A 16,056-nucleotide genomic window follows, 5' to 3' on the forward strand; every position below is an offset into this window, starting at 1 on the left:
GACAGACGTAGATTGCTATCATACTGCGCAATCGCTCCGAATTTTACTGCCAAAAATGTGTTTTCTCAGCTTCTCCAGACCACGGAAATAGTGATGCTTCACATTTCCCCGGGATTGGCCCAACTCTGTAGCGATCTCGTCGAGCGAATAGCCTTCGAGGAAATGAAGTTGCAACGTTTGGCGCTGGTTCTCGGAGAGTCCTTGAAACATCCGCTCCAAGCCTCCATTTCCCAATACGCCATCAATCGAGTCCGCATATCCCCTGGTTGTCGTACTAGGGTTTGGCAATTCCGTCGACGCGTCCTCCAGATTGACCTGGGTATAGAAGTAACGAGATTCCAGATACCGTCGACGGGAGATGGCGCGATGGTAGGTCATCTGGAGAATCCAGAATCGTGCCGGGCTCTTGCCACTGTCGAAAGTTGTGCATTTGCGGTGAACCAGAAGGAATATGTCTTGGACCAGGTCATCTGCCTCGGAGGTGTCTCGCAGGACTCGATAAGCTACTGCACGCACGAGACGAGCATATCTGCGAAATAGGAGAGTCAGAGCTTCGTCGTCACCATCGCAGATATGAGCCAACAAGACTTCGTCGGAAGCTTGGAAATCTGCTACCGCAGGTTCTTCGGAAACAGTGACCCTCTGTCCATTCGTTTTGGACATCGTAAGTCCAGATAACCGGGCTGAGACAGACAAGCTCACGAGAATCCAATCCCTCAAAGGGGCTTAGCAAATGCCGTCGATACGATTCGACGACCCGTAATCTCATTCGGTGGTAACAAGAACACCTGTAAGCGAGACTCGCCCTCGAACATGGGTCTTCACTTGTCGAGTCTCCGCGAAAAATTCGGTAATCGGCTTAAAACAATCCGATTGACCAGGAAAATGAGTCAAGAGCAATTCTCGGAATTGCTCGGAATCTCGGTGGATTTCTTGAGTTTGATCGAACGCGGAATCAATGCCCCTTCATTTGAAAACCTCGAAGCATTCTCAGATCAACTTCGCATCCCCGTTTCAGACCTTTTCATGTTTGACGGAGCCTCTACCCCGTTTTCGGCCGAAATACCGTCAGATTGAGCCTTAATTCATCGCTTCGACCATCGCCATCAGCATTTCATGGCAGTTGTCCCAGGGGGGAACCCGTAATCTCATTCGGTGGAACACGGAATGAGATTACGCCAGACTTGCGACAGGTGCAAGTCGAAGATTGAGCAATCTGCGAAAGCAATTCGGTCAGCGGGTCCGGCATATCCGCGAGGAGCTTGGCAAGACACAAGAGGAGTTCGCCGAAACTGTGGGGATGTCAGTTGACTTTCTCAGCTTGATCGAGCGCGGAAGAAATGCGCCCTCTTTCGAAAAGCTGGCGCTCATGGCTAAAGGCTTAAGGGTCCCAGTTGCTTATTTCTTTACCTTCGATGCTAGTCCGAGTTCTTCGGCCAGAAGAAAACGAAAAGGCCCACTTTAGCGCTGAATTGTTTGTCCAAGGGGCCGAAAGTCGGCCTTAGTTCTCACACGCAGTGCAGCACCCTCATATCATCGGAATCGAGTCCCGGGTCTAAACAAAATAGAGAAGGCCGCGAACTGCACGCGGCCAGGGGGAGTGGTGCTGTATTGGGACAAGGCTTAAATTAAGTGACTAGGGGATCCTAATGCGGTGATCCAGCTCACATGTTGTTGGTTAACCAACAGCATTCTGGTGCCAGAGTGGAAGTGGCCGAACCTGAGTAAACTTCAGCCGGACAGGTTGTTGGGATCCTGCCGGACAATCAGGGAACGAGCCTTGACGCACCGGGAGCAGCCGGATAGTATCTGCCGCCAACGGACCCTTTTGTGGTGTCTCCATGCAGCGAGCTGACTCTCTCAGCAGCGAAGCCTCTCCCAGACGGCTATCCCTTCCAGGGTGGCGAGTCTTTTCGATCATTCTCTCCGCAGTCTTAGTCGTTTTGCTCCTGACGCTCTTTGGAAACAAGCTGCAGCACTTGGAACTGGCTTCCCTCGTGCTAATTGCGGTGGTAGCCGCTCTCTTCGTTGTGATCCTCTTCCATACGAGATTCCTGCTCCGCGCGCGTGAACAGCACGTCGCAAGCGACGAACGCTTCCAACAGATGGCGAATAACATCCAGGAAGTCTTCTGGATGATGGATGCACAGACCAAGAAAGCCCTTTACGTTAACGAAGCTTACGAAGCGATCACTGGGTATTCGTGCCAGTCCGCTCAAGAGAACCCGTCTTCGTACGAAGACCTCATCCATCCTGAGGACCGCGTTCGAGTGCTCGCGAGACTGGACGAAGCAACCCAATCTGGTCAGTTCAGTGAGAAATTCCGGATCGTGTGCGCCGGTGGCGAAATCCGTTGGGTCTCGGTAAGCGGTTTTCCCGTACGCGATGCCGGCGGCAGAATTAGTCGACTCGTCGGGACTGCGCAAGAAATCACTGCCCAGCATCAGGCAGAAGAACAGGTAGCTAAGAACCTGACGTTGGCCGAATCCGCGTGGGCAGAAGCGGACGCACTGCGCAAGGCGACTCTGGCGCTCACCCAAGATCTCCGCATGGACTACGTTCTCGACACCTTGCTCCAGTCCTTGGCGGAATTGATTCCGTATGAATACGCACGTGTACTACTTCTGGAAGACGATACACGTATCTTCGTAGCGCGAGAAAAGGGGAGGGAACTTTCCAATTATCCTATGACTCTCGATGCTGCCGACTTTCCGCTCTTAGGTCGCATCATGACAAGTCAAGACAGCATTTTGCTCCCGGACACCCAGGAAGAAAAAGACTGGCAGGCATTCAAGGGACAGGCTGATATACGCTCGTGGCTCTGTGTCCCACTGGTCGCATCGCGACGGATTCTGGGATTTCTGTCGATTGGTCACTCCCAGCCAAACAGCTTCACCCGCGAACATGTCCGGCGGGCGCAATTGCTGGCGATCCCAGCTGCTGCAGCGATCCAAAATGCCCGCCTCTATGAGTGCGCCGAGATCTATGGGGCAGAGCTCGAAAAGCGTGTGGAGGATCTTCGTCAGACTCAGAGAGCGCTTGAACAATCGGAAGAGGGTCGCAGAGTTTCTGAAGATAAATTCCAGAAAGTATTCCGTTCAAGCCCCATCCCATTCTCCATCACCACTTTCAACGAAGGCCGGTTCCTTGATGTGAATGCCGCTTTCGAGCGCCGCTATGGCTACTCCCGCATAGAAGTCATCGGCCATACCGTCCATGAGCTTAGGATTTGGGAAGATTCTTCAGACCGCCAGCAAATGACGACGCAACTCCAACATGGTGGTCCGATTCGCAACGTGATCACGCGTCTTCGAACCAAGTCTGGTGAAATCAAACTCACCGCCTATTCCGCGGACAGAATTCAGTTTGACGGGCAATCATGCATCCTTGCCGTTTCAGAAGATGTGCCTCAATTCGAGCCGCGTCAGACCAATTGAGCTTGGCCGATTCTATTTATTTGCGATTAGAATTGGGGTCGCCCAATTCAAAAGCAGGTGGATTTGACGTAGATGGTAAGCTACCCTCGCTATGGCATCTCCACAACTGTGGTTGGAAGTGCTTGCTTGGGTTAAGACGCTATTCGAGGCTACAAAAGCAACAATTGACCTCCGCAACACCTACGAAAAATATCGGGCAGATCCGAGAAGCGCAACGAGTAAGCGTCGTCTTTTCAACGTACTCAGATGCGGAAGTGGAGTCACTTCTGCTACGACTCACTGGCTGCCGAGACCGGTTTATTGCACAAGGCGGTGGTGTCGAGCGTGCTCAATGTTTGCAGCGTGCTCCATGAAGCAATGGAAGGAAACGGCGGTGTCTTGCCGCAGATAGACGATTGGCGGAACATCTACAGCCAACTGAAGTGCTCAAGTAAAGGCTGAACCGACACTGGCGATTGCGTTTCGAATTTTCCGCAGCGCTAAATATGTGCGGAGCGTCGCCACTTCGCCAAAGTTCATCAGTCACACGTGGGTCGCACAAATATCCCTCTCGCGACCCAATTGCTCACCGCCCCCTAACATGACCTGCGTCCCAGCGTTGCAACCTATTGTTCCTGCTCTGGCTACCGTGTTACGTTAAATTGCATCCCGGAACGAGGAAGTGAAAACCTGCAGCCTCATGCTGCTTGAGCTGGAATCGAGTTGCGTGGTTTGCGGAGGAGTGGAACGACTGTAGGCGACAGATCATGCCAGTGGAACAGTATTCAACTACGAAAGATACGATCAACGCGATTCATTCGAGACTGCAATCAGCGCACCGAAAATTCGTTGGAGCACAGGTGCGCGTTGGCATCGTGCCTGGCACAAGTGGGCCACGGTTCCTGACTGGGACAATGGTTTTTGCCGAAGAAAAGCTCGAGGGTCGTGATCTCGCGGAATATAGACCGTTGCGACTTGTCGAACTTTGGATAGACGGTCAGGACAACGCTGTCGATTTTCTGTCCCGATTTTGGTCCGGCCAAGAGCCTATAAGCGGCATCCCGATACCGAATACGTTCAACCATTCAACCGTCAACCACAATACCGGCGGACATAGTGCCTCCGGCTGGCCGTCATGGTTGTACACGGCGAGCACGGATTCACGGAATGACGAACAGCGACTCTTTCTTGAACAGCAGCCAACCGTGAGCAAAGGGCTTGTACCGTTTCGGTCGCCAGCGGATGCCGTGCGTTCCTGGATTTTTCAGGAGCCGCGTTCCGACTCTATGACGAGCGAGGTGCCCTACCAAGAGCAATTCCTCGTTGTCATTCCCGACACCCGCGCGCGGTTCGTCTCGGGAAGGTGGCGTCCCGGAAAACTCGACCTCGCACTGGAGGCCAACAGTTCCTCGCACGATTTAGAACTCCAAGTCATTCATGTAGGTTCGGATACACGGAGTGCGAATTACCCTGTTCTAGTCGAACCCATGGTTCTCGAAATACCTGAAGATGCGCGTGAACTTATTCTGTTCGTGGTTCATAAGAACGGCGACCTCGTTTGTTCCCACTCCCTGAATGGGGTGTACCGATCCTTCGGCAAATTTGAAGATCACGTTGATGACGCTGCAGAATACGCGCAGGAGCTCCAACGCGGCGAAAACGAGATGCGGGAGTTCAAATGTTTTGTCGCTCCCAGGGATAAAAAGGAATTCGAACTGGTGAAGACTGTAGTCGCCTTCGCAAACACCGATGGCGGCACTCTGTTCTTGGGAGTAGATGACGAAGGAATTCCGCTCGGTATTGCCGCAGCCAGGGAATGTTTTAAGAAGACGCATGATCCCATAGACGCGCAACGAGCCCGCCTGAAGAGCTTAATCACCGAGAGCACAAAACCCGTTCCTTCGATCGTGTACAAGACGGCAGAAGTGAATGGCAGTCCGGTCGTAGTTGCGGAAGTGCAAAAGTCGGCGAGCGTGTGCTCGACACAGGACAATCGCGTTTACGTGAGGAGGGGCGCTACGAGCCGCCTGGCCGACCCAGAAACGGAATTGAGGTCATTACTCAATACTTCTTCTGGCTTCGCGTTTCTGAATGCGTAGAGAGAACGCTTATGCGCAGGAGGGTTTATGAAGCAATCATTACGAAAAGGAAACGAAAACGTCCATATCACCTACGGCAATAATGACTATACGAACAATCTCATTGCTTGCAACTTCACACTTGAAGCCGATGAGAGCCGTATTGTGTTGTCGATGGACTTCTCCGCAAGCGAAAGAACGAGAAGCAAGGCCAGCAACACGTACTTAGACGTTCAAGAGTTGATCGCTGAAAAAGCGCAGATTAAATTCTTCCAGATCTCAACTGAGAAGTGGCTTGGGCCATTGCTTGCAACGCTGGACAAGTTCCCGAACGCCTCGCTTGACTTGGAAACGCGGTTTATGAAATCCCCGAGTCGCACGTATCGCTGCGAGTTGCGAACTGATGCTTCTAACCTCACATTCGAGGTCCTCAAGGAAGGCCGCTGAACTCTGGTGCAACGATGCAGCCCTCGATTACAACGATCAAACGGCTTTTCACTCTGTCGGATAATCGATGTACCTTTGACAAATGTCTAACCCCTCTCGTCGAAGATGAATCCGGAGCTGTCGTTGGAGAAATCTGTCATATTAAGGCGACTAGAGCAGGTGGGCCTCGATATGATCCGAATCAAACAGACGAAGATCGACATGGCTTCGCGAACCTGATTCTCTTATGCCCCACCCACCACAAGATCATCGATTCGGATGCAGGCAGGTATACCGTTGAGTACCTCCAGCGCATGAAGGCTTCGTCTAACCGAGCGGCCAACAAGGAAATACTTCCGAGTGATGCAAAGAAAGCCGAACGTATTCTGCGACAGTACCTTCTTCGCATCGATGGATCACTAACCACGGGGGACATCCACGCGCAGACCGTAGTATTCAATGGGCCGAAGAGTGCGCGCCCTAAAGTCAGCTTTCCAGTCGATGTAGTCGGAGGTAGTTCTTCCCACCGTAGCTACATCGCGCACCTGATCAAGCGTTATCAGACATTTGCAAGCAGCCAGCGGGGACGGACGTTCAAATACCCGGTCATACACCCGGCTATTGAGAGGGAGTTCGGGACTGGATGGCAATGGGTTCCCCTCGGCCGGTTTGATGAATTCGCGATATTTCTTCAGAACAAGATCGCCAACACGCTGGTTGGCAAACAGAACAAAAGTAAAGGACGCCCAAACTATTCGCAATTCAGCGAGTATTGCTTGAAATACAGAACGGCAAATGGGAGTTCGGATAGGACGAAATAATGTCCCGATCTGTATGGAATTATGAGCACACGAGATTCTGAGATCAGACCAACGATGACGATCCGCGAAGCCGCCGAACATTGGGAGGACTCGCGCCGTAGCCTGCTGCAAACGTGGGCCGACAGCTTTGGTGTGCGTCTCAATGAACTGCATATCGGCCATGTCCGAACGTATAAAGAAGAGCGCGGCCAGCACGTTCCAGGGGCTCAGATTGATGCTGAAGTTGATGCGCTTTTCGCGCTCCTTCAGGAGATTGGCCTCGGCAGCGAGGTTCGACCTTTCTACCAGTCCTTCGCTCAAGCGGAAGAACTTACGCCAGCCGAGTTGAATGCCCTATCTGACCCCGTACGGCGGCACATTGCCAGATTGAAGCGAGAAATCTCTCAGCTCCATGCTGAAGGCGAAAACATGAAGATTCGTGTCCGGAAGGCGACTTGGGGACGAGACCGTTGAATCGGATTTTTGCTACACAATGATCCCCTCGTCGCACTCCATTCCCGTTCGCCTCGACGACCAGCATATTGCGTTAATGCATGCAAACCGCCGAGATACTGAATTACGATGTAGTTATGAAACGTGACATGGATTTACTACGCACGGTCCTACTGGAGGTGGAGAAGCTACCGTTCGATGGCGGTGTTCACGAAATTGATGTTTCTGGACGTTCGACCGAAGAAGTTCATTACCACATCATGCTTGCGCACGAGTTCGAATTATAATCGAAGCGAAAAATCTCTCTGGGGATGAATTCGTCCTATGGATGGCTCAGCGACTCACATACAGTGGCCACGAGTTCCTCGACGCTGCACGAGCTGACACAATCTGGATGAAGGCGAAGGACAAGGTTCTGAGCACGACAGGGACACTAACGCTCGAAGCCCTGAAGGTGGCGCTTAGCTTCGTCATGAAACAGACGGTAACGGGCTGAGTCTATGGCTGCGTTTGATGCAAAACTCGTTGAGCTCGCCGGTCGTAATTGGCTCGCATCACAACTGCAGAGCGCAGGAATCGAGGTCGCCAGACCCGAGCGCGACCGCGGCGTGGACCTAATTGCTTACATCGACCGAGATCATCGCGTGCCGAAATTCATCGCGTGCCCCATTCAGATGAAAGCAGCTACGAAAGAAGTGTTCAGTATCAACGCGAAGTACGCGAGTTTTCCGGGGTTACTGCTAGTGTATGTCTGGAACCTCGGGGATTCGACAGCGACGAAATCTTACGCTCTTACAGACGAAGAGGCGCTAGCAGTTGCAGCGGAGATGGGCTGGTCGGAGACCGATTCGCGGCGAATACATGGAAGCTACTCGACTACACAGCCATCCAAACGTTTGCGTGCTTTGTTGGCTCGCTTCGAGATGAAAGCTGACAATTGGTTCAGCCGAATCTCCGGTAGTAAATGAAGAGGTTGCCGGCGCTAGATAGGAAAAGATTGGTTAGGCTTGTCGGCTGTGCCCTTCGTACACGGCGACCCTTGTGTTCATTGTGTCCAAAGCGCTCGCCGCACCCATCGGCCAAGTAACAATCCCAGGCAGCATGTAGAACCTGAAGCTCATTTCAATCGGCACGTTGATTTCAGCCAACAGCTTTGGCATTGCTTCGTTCAACGCAAGTTCAAGAGAGCATAGAGACCCAGGAACGTAGCTCAGTGCAGGCGCGACAACACTCAAAACAACCTTCTTAGCATTCAGTAACCCATTGTCTCTGTCGTACCCTAGCCCTTCAATGAACTTTCGCGAGAATATATAAATCAATCCATATTCGAGGATTTCGATAGCCGCCCTCAACGGAGTTTGCGAGTTTGCGCCAAGCTTTAGTTCGATAAATTCATATTCGGCAGGCGCAAATCGATGGACCAGGTCAATACGTCTACCCCCTTCATTTATGTCGGGCATCACGCCAGACGCGACCGGAACCATATTTACCCAATCGTCCCCGGTATCGCGTGCGATTGCTTTTTCGAATATCTTTTCGGCACTCTCATTCTTTTCGTCAATCTCCAGGACCTTCCGCCATCGCCAGTTTTGCTCTCCGCGGCAGGCGCATCTTGGCCAATTCGCTTCGATGAGATGGAACATGCCAATGAGTAGAGCATGGCCATCTATGTTCGAATAACCTGCCACACGCCGGTAAGACGCAAGATGCTTATAGTGCGGAGAAGTTCGTCCAATCTCCGCCACGCCGAAATGAGAATCAACGAAGTCATCGACTCCTTGAAGGAGGCTAGATGGAGAATCTAAAGGCGCGGTCGCAGAATCGACGTGGATCCCAACTATTTCTTGCATTCTTCGAAGGTCATCATTGGGAATCCGCGTCAGATCGACTGTGGAGGGACCCTCAACTTGTGTGCTCGCACGCAACTGATATTGGTAGGCGATACGAAAGCCTTGGCCTCGCGCACGTCGGGGTTGGCCCAAGCGCAGACCTGTGTAGGCATTGAAGATGCGCATGCTTGAACTGCCGTTGCGGTCATAGAACGCCCAGAACTGCGGAAGGCCGCCACCCTGGCTCGACCAAAACCGCCACACATGCTGTTCTGTCGCATCTGACGGGAGTTCTTGTCGAGTCCCTGCAGAAGGAAGTCTGTCGAATAACTCTCCACCGAGTGCTTTCAAGAATACGGTCGCAACATGTAGCGGACGTTTAGTGAGGCCCAAAGATGTCTCCGTTTGATTTATCGCGATCCGCCAGCTCGATTCAGGTGTTGGAGTGCGTGGGTCATCTACAAAACACACGTTTATGAGCCATGTGGGGATACAAACAATCTCTCGAAAGAAATAAAGGTACGCAAGCCGATTTGCGTATTGGTAGTATCGGCCCATCCAATCGGCTTTAGGATCAGCTCCAAACCATCGATTCGCTTTGGCGAGAGATGCGGCGATCTGGTTTCTCGCATCCCCGGTCGCTCCTGATCCCCTCTCGTTCCACATCTCTTCGGGATAGCTTTTCGCCTCGATCAGCAATACACCGAGATCCTCGGATTCAGGTACTCGGACTTTTGCTAAAGCATCCCAGCAAGGTCCACCGGGGGCCAAAAATCACCGAGTTCAGCAGCAAGGTGCGGATAACCAACACGGCCGAGGAATAGTTCATCTCTGTACTCTTCGTGTAGTTCACGTTCAACAGGTGATACCCACTCGAATGTCGCGAGCGTAAGTTCGGGCAGAGCCCCAGCGATGGCGAGGTGTAATGCATCTGAGCGCAGATTGACGTACGTTTGAATTTGTCGCTGGCTCCCTGCAAATGCGCGCCCGAATTCGTCAACCCTTTTTGTCATGGCGGTGGCGTACATCGATGTACGAACGTGGCACGGCTTTTCCATCACTCACAAGTCAAGATTTGCTGAGCTCTAACTCTAAGCGAATCCACGATTCTTCGATATATAAACTCGTTTCACGGAAGAACCTGAACAATAAATTCTCTAGTCTGGCGGTACGAGCCGTGTCTCCGTATTACGGCTCGGAATTGCTCTGGCGAGCACAAAAGTTGCGAGGTTCCCAATGTCCGACTTGGTGTCGAAAAAAGCCGTCGTGTCCGAAATTCGAAGCAGCGGCTCACATCGGTTTGGAGTCGTCTCTCTCCCGAAACACTCTGAATTACCACAACTTGTAGACACCCACGAGGCCGCCATAATCCTAGGACGGTCCTCCGCCACTCTCAAGCGCTGGCGACACGAGGGAATCGGCCCGGACTGGGTAGAACTCGAAGGCCGCGTCAGCTATGATGTCGCTGTTCTGGTTGACTATATTCGACGGAACACACGAGTCGCTTCCGTGCGGGCTGCAATGGAGGAAGCTCGTGAAGCTGTTTAAGAAAAAGAAGTCAGAGTTTTACTGGTATGACTTTACGGTTCGCGGGCAACGCTACCGCGGGTCGACAAAAGAAACGAACGCGGCTAGGGCCGGAAAGATTGCCGGCCTTAAGTTGGCCGAAGCTGTAGAAGGCAATGATCCGCTGGACAGAAAGGCTCCAACTTTGCGGGAGTTTTCGACGCGATTCTTGAAGTGGGTGAATGAAACCAATCTGGAATCCAAATCGAAGATTTACTACCGCGATGGCTGGCGCCTGCTGTCTCAAACAAAACTGACAGAGTTGCGATTGGATCAAATCTTCAACGATGTTGCCGAAAGGCAGAAGGTTTCAGGTTCAGCATCCAGTTTCAATTGCGCCATGCGGACGTTGAGCCGCATGCTTCACAAGGCGGAGGAGTGGAAGCTCATTCGTAAAGCTCCCAGGCTGAAGCGCGCAAAGGAATACGAACGCGTATTGAGACTTGACGAGGAAGCCGAGAAGAAACTCTTGGCGGCCGCCGTCAAATGCGGTTGGCGAACCAAAAGCTTGCAGCTCTTCGAGGACGTGGTCAAGCTAATGCGTGATACAGGGATGCGGAACAGACGAGAGCTTTACCGCACCAGAATCGAGAACATCGACTGGCAAAATCGGAACATCTTCATCCCTGACAGCAAGACACCGGAGGGCAGAAGAACGGTCCCGATGAGCGATAGAGTTGTCGAGATCCTGCGCCGCCGCTGCCGTGACAAGAAGGGCAACGAAAGGAAGGAAGGCTGGGTCTTTCCTGCTCGCAGGAAAACGGCGAAGGTCCCGTACATGTGTTCGATTGCAAAGCATTTTGCGGAGGCCCGAGAAAAGGCCGGTCTCCCCAAGAACCTCGTTCTTTATTGTGGCCGTCATGACTTCGGCACTGTGATTACCGCCCGGACGGGCAATCTCAAAGCGGTTATGAAAGTAATGGGTCACCGAGACGTGAAAACCGCGATGCGTTATCAACATCCTGAAGTTGATATCGTTCGCGCAGCACTCAATGGAAGCCAGGGTACAGCGTCGCAAAGTCGTACGTAAAAATTCTTACGGCACACTTTACGGCACACCCTGAAACTGGCAACTTCGTAAGTGATTGAAAAGATGGTGAGCGCGGTAGGAATCGAACCTACAACCTACTGATTAAGAGTCAGTTGCTCTGCCAGTTGAGCTACGCGCCCGTTCTCTGACTTTGACCTGAACTGCCTTTCCAGTTGAAAGGGAAGCATGTCGGCGAGGTCGTTCGGGCGATCGTGCGTGAATCCACGATCAACGTTACTTTAACAAATCCCTCCAAGAACCTGCAAGGCTGCTCTCTCAGCATCAGTTAGCTTCGCTATGAGAACAATCTGCGTCGCAGACGGAATCCTCACCAGAAGGTCTGAGGACGGTCCGGCCCCGTTTGACCGAATCTTCGAAACGCCGCCATGCGCAAGGGTTTTCGTCGGTCCTACGGCCGTGGCAGAATTTAGCGCTTGGCATGCGTGCTCAGGCTGGAACAGTATGTTCTCCTCTGGGACTCACTATGGCGGCGAGACAGGTTCTTCCTTTTCCCGATTTTGCCTATCGCAAGAATGTGGATGGCAGCTTCGACTCGATCTGCCTGTTTTGTTTTCAGACGGTGGCCACAGGTAAGTCGGTTGAGGAACTTACGGGTCGCGAGTTTGTGCATACACTGGAGTGCATAAGGAAGAAGCGACCTTCAGCGGATCATTCGGCGAGATAGCTTGACCCAACGGGCTTTTTGGGGGCAGTACCTGGGCAGACAGGAAAACGGTCCGGCAATTCGGACTGTTTCAGAAAAGTCCAGGACTCTTCACTATTCGATCTGCACCAATTGTTCAACATGTTGCTTCGCCGGCTCAGGCAGGAGTGTCTGCGGTGAACGCCAGAAATCCATGTAGCTGACCTGGTGAACGCAACTGACGGTACAGTGGGGCGCGCAACCCTTTACTGTCAGGAACTCGCGGCGGATATCTTCGGTGGTGTAGTCAACCAGCGGCTTCGCCGGATAACCGCGCTGCTGCGAGCAATAGTGCACGAGGCCGTCTTCGCAAACGTAGATGTAGCGGGCGCCGGCGCGGCACTTCCATTCATTAGGTTTACCGTGAGCGATGTTGTTCTGGAACCAGTTCAGCCGCGAGTAGTGCCGGCGCTCCATGCTCTTCATCTTGAGGAAGACTTCGCGGGCTGTATCGTTCAGTGGGCGAAGCTGGCCGTCACCGTCGTGGATGATGCCAACAGTCGAGGTGAAGCCAAGGACGCGGGCGCGGCGGCCGACTACCAGCGCGTCATGTGGGTCCTTGATGCCCCCGCCAACCACGCTGTTAATGTTGACGTGGAAGTCTGCGTGTTCGGACAGTAGTTGCAGTTTCTTGTCGAGTACCTTCAGGCTCTTCTTGCTGACCTCGTCGGGCATCACGTTATCAATGGAGATCTGCATATGATCGAGCCCCGCGTGGTTCAACCGACGAATGCGCTCGGCCGTCAATAGGAGGCCATTGGTGATCATCCCGGTGATGATGCCCTTGCTGCGGATGTAGCGGATCAACTCGTCGAGTTCTGGATGCAGCAGCGGTTCGCCACCACTGATCGTCACAATAGTGGTGCCCAGGCGGTGAAGATTATCGATGCGCTCACGCATGGTTGCGATCGGCACCGGCTTGCTGAAGTCGTCGTACTCGTTGCAATAGGTGCAGGAGAGATTGCACCGCCGCATCGGGATGATATGGGCCATGACGGGATGTTCGGTCGAGAGCAGGCCCTTGATGATCATGGCATACTCTCGCATCCGTCTGTGATACCCGATTAGTCTGCGGCGAATCCCCACGTTCCGCTTGGACATAAGTACTAAGGTTAGATTACATCATAGCCTTGATGCTCGCGGATAGGCGCAACGCGTCATACTGCGAAATTCTCAAACTGACCTGCGAAAAAGCGGGCCTGAATCGTTCGATTTCCCTGCAAGCGTTACGGTTGGCACGCGTCCGAATCGCGCAACCCTTGAAATTCAAGTAACTTGAAGAGAGCAGCGGGCATCCAACATTTTAGGTAACCGAAGGGGCGAGATCGTGGATCAGCATCTGCAAAAATTGATGCAAGAGCTGGGCGAGGCCATCAACGAATCGATCTCCGATTCCGACCAGATTGCCGAGGTTATCGCCAAGATCAAAACCGGGGGCTATGACGTGTTTCTCGTCCTGGAAGCCACTATCGGCTTCAACCGCCGGGACGACGAGGAAGCAGGAGCTAACGCTTCCGACTCAGCCCACGAACCGGAACTCAAAGTCAATCCGCAGGACGTGAAGTTCCTCAAGTCGCTCCGAATCACCTTGGAGGGCGAGGACAAGATCGTTTAAGTCGAGACTCCTTTTCGCTGTGCTACCATCTTCGCTTTGGCGCTAGTCCGGGTTCCTGATGTGGGGCAGTGACGGGCGCAGCGCATACAGCTAAGATCCCAACGCAGCTTCAGGCGGGAGAAATGAAACAAACTCTTGGCGTGTTGTTGGCGGGTGGAGCGGGCGAGCGGCTCTATCCTCTGACTCGCGATCGCGCGAAACCGGCAGTGACCTTCGGTGGTATTTATCGCATTATCGATGTCACCCTCTCGAACTGCCTGAATTCTGACCTGCGCCGCGTCTACATTCTTACGCAATACAAGGCGCTGTCACTGAATCGCCACATCCGCGAGGGTTGGAGCTTCATGGCCCGCGAAATGGGCGAGTTCATCGAGATCCTGCCGCCGATGAAACGCGTGAGTGAGAACTGGTACATGGGAACCGCAGATGCCGTCTACCAGAACATCTACTCGATCGGCAGCGAAGAGCCGAAGCACGTCCTGATTCTATCCGGCGATCACATCTACAAAATGAACTACGAGCTCATGATGCGGCAGCATCGTGATGCTGCTGCCGATGTGACCTTGGCCACCATCCTTGTCGAGCCCACCGAAACCCGCCACTTCGGCATCGTCGACGTCGACCGCGATGGCCGTATTGTTGGCTTCCAGGAGAAACCCAAAGTCACCGACCTGCGCTCGCCTTACAACCCACGCATGTGCTCGGCTTCGATGGGCGTCTACATCTTCAACACGGATGTGCTCATTCCCGTGCTCCTGAAGGACGCCGAAGATCCCAACTCACGCCACGACTTTGGACACGACATCCTGCCCAAGATGATGGAGGACTATAAGGTCTACTCCTTCAACTTCGTCGACGAGAACAAGAAGGAAGCGCTCTACTGGCGAGATGTCGGAACGCTCGAGGCCTACTACGAAGCCAACATGGACGTCGCGTCCGTGAATCCGGTATTCAACCTCTACGACGATCACTGGCCGATTCGCACGCACCAGCGACAGTATCCTCCGGCGAAGTTCGTCTTCCGCGAAGCCGGACGAACCGGAATGGCGCTCGACTCCGTCATTTCCGGCGGATGCATCATCTCCGGCGGAGTGGTTCGCGACAGCGTGCTCTCGCCCGACGTCCGCGTCAACTCGTTCTCGGAAGTCGACTCGAGCATCCTGTTCTCCCACGTCAATGTCGGCCGCCATTGCCGCATTCGCCGCGCCATCATCGACCGCGATGTGCACATTCCGGAAGGAACCGTCATCGGCTACGACACGGATGCCGATCGTCAGCGCTACTTCGTGACGGAAAGCGGAATCACGGTCGTCACGCGCGATTACTCGCTCTTCGAGAACCCTGTAACCGTCGATTACTTCACGTCGGAGTAGGAAGTCTTGAATACCTCGCTGTTGAATCGCCCTGTAACCAAGCGTCCGGATCGAGTGCTCCTCAACGGACGCATTCTTTTCCTCACCGAAGATCCCGAGTTGATCCGGCGTCAACTCGAAGGCTGGGACATGCCGTGGGACACCGGTAATCCGGCGAACAATCCCAGGCTGCGCGACGACATCTCTACCGACGAGATCACGCCCGCGCACGTTTGCTTCTTCTTCGACGAGACGCTCGGCGAATTCCCTTATGTCGGCCTGAAGTGCGGCGGTGAAACTCCCGTCAAGCGCGGCGACGTCAAGCGCGGCGGCTTCGTATGCGCCGTGAGCGGCAAGCGTCGCGGCAAGGGCAGCAGCCGCGAACAGTCGCCCTACGCCGAGCGCAGCGCCGGAATCCAACTCGTCATCGCCGAGAACATCGAGCGAATCTACAAGCAGAACTGCCAGAACCTCGGAGTGCTCACCTCAACCGACTTCTTGCTGATCGACAAAATCCGCGCGGGCGAAGAGATTCCGCTCTCAGTCTTCACCGTGGGCGAAGACGAGATCACTCGCCAGGTGATCGAGTTCGGCGGTCTGTTCCCATTCAATATCGCGCGACTGCAATCGGCCCAAACAGGCGCGAAGAAGAGCGTTTCACTGCCGCAGATCACGACCGGCAAGCGGCCGATGAACGTCTCCGAGAAGATATTCGCGCGACACTTCATCAACTCTGAAGGGGAACTCGGAGTGCCTTACGTGAAGCCTGGAGATACTGGCTTCGCGCG

The 16,056-nt window shown here is 53.5% G+C and carries 16 protein-coding genes and 1 tRNA gene; 13 read left to right on the forward strand and 4 right to left on the reverse strand.

Annotated features, from left to right (window positions below):
• Positions 1–18: 18 nt before the first annotated feature.
• Positions 19–663 (reverse strand): RNA polymerase sigma factor, encoded by a 645-nt coding sequence (locus ROO76_10050; GenBank protein ID MDT8068492.1) that lies wholly within the window; start codon positions 661–663, stop codon positions 19–21.
• Between the two features lie 544 nt (positions 664–1,207).
• Here ROO76_10050 and ROO76_10055 point away from each other — a divergent pair.
• From ROO76_10055 to ROO76_10095, 9 genes are all read left to right on the forward strand, one after another.
• Positions 1,208–1,465 (forward strand): helix-turn-helix transcriptional regulator, encoded by a 258-nt coding sequence (locus tag ROO76_10055; protein MDT8068493.1) that lies wholly within the window; start codon positions 1,208–1,210, stop codon positions 1,463–1,465.
• Between the two features lie 376 nt (positions 1,466–1,841).
• On the forward strand, positions 1,842–3,437 hold the full coding sequence (locus ROO76_10060; GenBank protein ID MDT8068494.1) for a PAS domain S-box protein: 1,596 nt from the start codon (positions 1,842–1,844) through the stop codon (positions 3,435–3,437).
• Between the two features lie 1,265 nt (positions 3,438–4,702).
• Positions 4,703–5,515 (forward strand): ATP-binding protein, encoded by an 813-nt coding sequence (locus tag ROO76_10065; protein ID MDT8068495.1) that lies wholly within the window; start codon positions 4,703–4,705, stop codon positions 5,513–5,515.
• 27 nt (positions 5,516–5,542) lie between these two features.
• Positions 5,543–5,941 carry a hypothetical protein gene (locus ROO76_10070; GenBank protein ID MDT8068496.1) on the forward strand — a complete coding sequence of 133 codons (399 nt, stop codon included), beginning with the start codon at positions 5,543–5,545 and terminating at the stop codon, positions 5,939–5,941.
• Between the two features lie 293 nt (positions 5,942–6,234).
• Entirely contained in the window at positions 6,235–6,741 is a 507-nt protein-coding gene (locus ROO76_10075; GenBank protein ID MDT8068497.1) for a hypothetical protein, read from the forward strand.
• 54 nt (positions 6,742–6,795) lie between these two features.
• Positions 6,796–7,194, forward strand: coding sequence for a hypothetical protein (locus ROO76_10080; GenBank protein ID MDT8068498.1), 399 nt, complete (start codon positions 6,796–6,798; stop codon positions 7,192–7,194).
• 116 nt (positions 7,195–7,310) lie between these two features.
• Entirely contained in the window at positions 7,311–7,460 is a 150-nt protein-coding gene (locus ROO76_10085) for a DUF2513 domain-containing protein (protein MDT8068499.1), read from the forward strand.
• Entirely contained in the window at positions 7,460–7,669 is a 210-nt protein-coding gene (locus tag ROO76_10090; protein ID MDT8068500.1) for a DUF2513 domain-containing protein, read from the forward strand. Before ROO76_10085 ends, ROO76_10090 begins: the two co-directional genes overlap by 1 nt.
• A 4-nt stretch (positions 7,670–7,673) precedes the next feature.
• The gene (locus tag ROO76_10095; GenBank protein MDT8068501.1) at positions 7,674–8,141 is read left to right on the forward strand and encodes a hypothetical protein; all 468 of its coding nucleotides are present in this window, start codon (positions 7,674–7,676) and stop codon (positions 8,139–8,141) included.
• Between the two features lie 33 nt (positions 8,142–8,174).
• Here the strand turns inward: ROO76_10095 and ROO76_10100 are convergent, their stop codons facing one another.
• On the reverse strand, positions 8,175–9,701 hold the full coding sequence (locus tag ROO76_10100; protein MDT8068502.1) for a hypothetical protein: 1,527 nt from the start codon (positions 9,699–9,701) through the stop codon (positions 8,175–8,177).
• A gap of 835 nt (positions 9,702–10,536) precedes the next feature.
• Here ROO76_10100 and ROO76_10105 point away from each other — a divergent pair.
• Complete coding sequence (locus ROO76_10105) at positions 10,537–11,598, forward strand: site-specific integrase (GenBank protein ID MDT8068503.1); 1,062 nt, start codon at positions 10,537–10,539, stop codon at positions 11,596–11,598.
• 64 nt (positions 11,599–11,662) lie between these two features.
• On the opposite strand, the gene ROO76_10110 is transcribed toward ROO76_10105, so the two are convergent.
• Together ROO76_10110 and ROO76_10115 are read right to left on the reverse strand one after the other, a co-directional pair.
• Positions 11,663–11,738: transfer RNA gene (locus tag ROO76_10110), tRNA-Lys, on the reverse strand.
• A 638-nt stretch (positions 11,739–12,376) separates the two neighbouring features.
• Positions 12,377–13,402 carry a radical SAM protein gene (locus ROO76_10115; protein MDT8068504.1) on the reverse strand — a complete coding sequence of 342 codons (1,026 nt, stop codon included), beginning with the start codon at positions 13,400–13,402 and terminating at the stop codon, positions 12,377–12,379.
• Positions 13,403–13,628: 226 nt separating this feature from the next.
• On the opposite strand from ROO76_10115, the gene ROO76_10120 reads away from it, so the two are divergent.
• From ROO76_10120 to ROO76_10130, 3 genes are all read left to right on the forward strand, one after another.
• On the forward strand, positions 13,629–13,916 hold the full coding sequence (locus ROO76_10120) for a hypothetical protein (GenBank protein MDT8068505.1): 288 nt from the start codon (positions 13,629–13,631) through the stop codon (positions 13,914–13,916).
• Between the two features lie 122 nt (positions 13,917–14,038).
• Positions 14,039–15,289, forward strand: a complete 1,251-nt coding sequence (glgC, locus tag ROO76_10125) for a glucose-1-phosphate adenylyltransferase (GenBank protein MDT8068506.1) — start codon at positions 14,039–14,041, stop codon at positions 15,287–15,289.
• 6 nt (positions 15,290–15,295) lie between these two features.
• A partial coding sequence (locus ROO76_10130) for a 3-isopropylmalate dehydratase (protein MDT8068507.1) occupies positions 15,296–16,056 on the forward strand: 761 nt, incomplete at its 3' end.

The sequence above is a fragment of the Terriglobia bacterium genome, from assembly GCA_032252755.1.
Taxonomy (GTDB): Bacteria; Acidobacteriota; Terriglobia; order Terriglobales; family Acidobacteriaceae; genus JAVUPY01.

Bases quoted from the DNA above. Each gene is read 5' to 3' on its own strand.
- ROO76_10050 (MDT8068492.1), bottom strand. From the start codon at position 663: ATGTCCAAAACGAATGGACAGAGGGTCACTGTTTCCGAAGAACCTGCG.
- ROO76_10060 (MDT8068494.1), top strand. From the start codon at position 1,842: ATGCAGCGAGCTGACTCTCTCAGCAGCGAAGCCTCTCCCAGACGGCTA.
- ROO76_10065 (MDT8068495.1), top strand. From the start codon at position 4,703: ATGACGAGCGAGGTGCCCTACCAAGAGCAATTCCTCGTTGTCATTCCC.
- ROO76_10070 (MDT8068496.1), top strand. From the start codon at position 5,543: ATGAAGCAATCATTACGAAAAGGAAACGAAAACGTCCATATCACCTAC.
- ROO76_10075 (MDT8068497.1), top strand. From the start codon at position 6,235: ATGAAGGCTTCGTCTAACCGAGCGGCCAACAAGGAAATACTTCCGAGT.
- ROO76_10080 (MDT8068498.1), top strand. From the start codon at position 6,796: ATGACGATCCGCGAAGCCGCCGAACATTGGGAGGACTCGCGCCGTAGC.
- ROO76_10085 (MDT8068499.1), top strand. From the start codon at position 7,311: ATGAAACGTGACATGGATTTACTACGCACGGTCCTACTGGAGGTGGAG.
- ROO76_10095 (MDT8068501.1), top strand. From the start codon at position 7,674: ATGGCTGCGTTTGATGCAAAACTCGTTGAGCTCGCCGGTCGTAATTGG.
- ROO76_10115 (MDT8068504.1), bottom strand. From the start codon at position 13,402: ATGTCCAAGCGGAACGTGGGGATTCGCCGCAGACTAATCGGGTATCAC.
- glgC (MDT8068506.1), top strand. From the start codon at position 14,039: ATGAAACAAACTCTTGGCGTGTTGTTGGCGGGTGGAGCGGGCGAGCGG.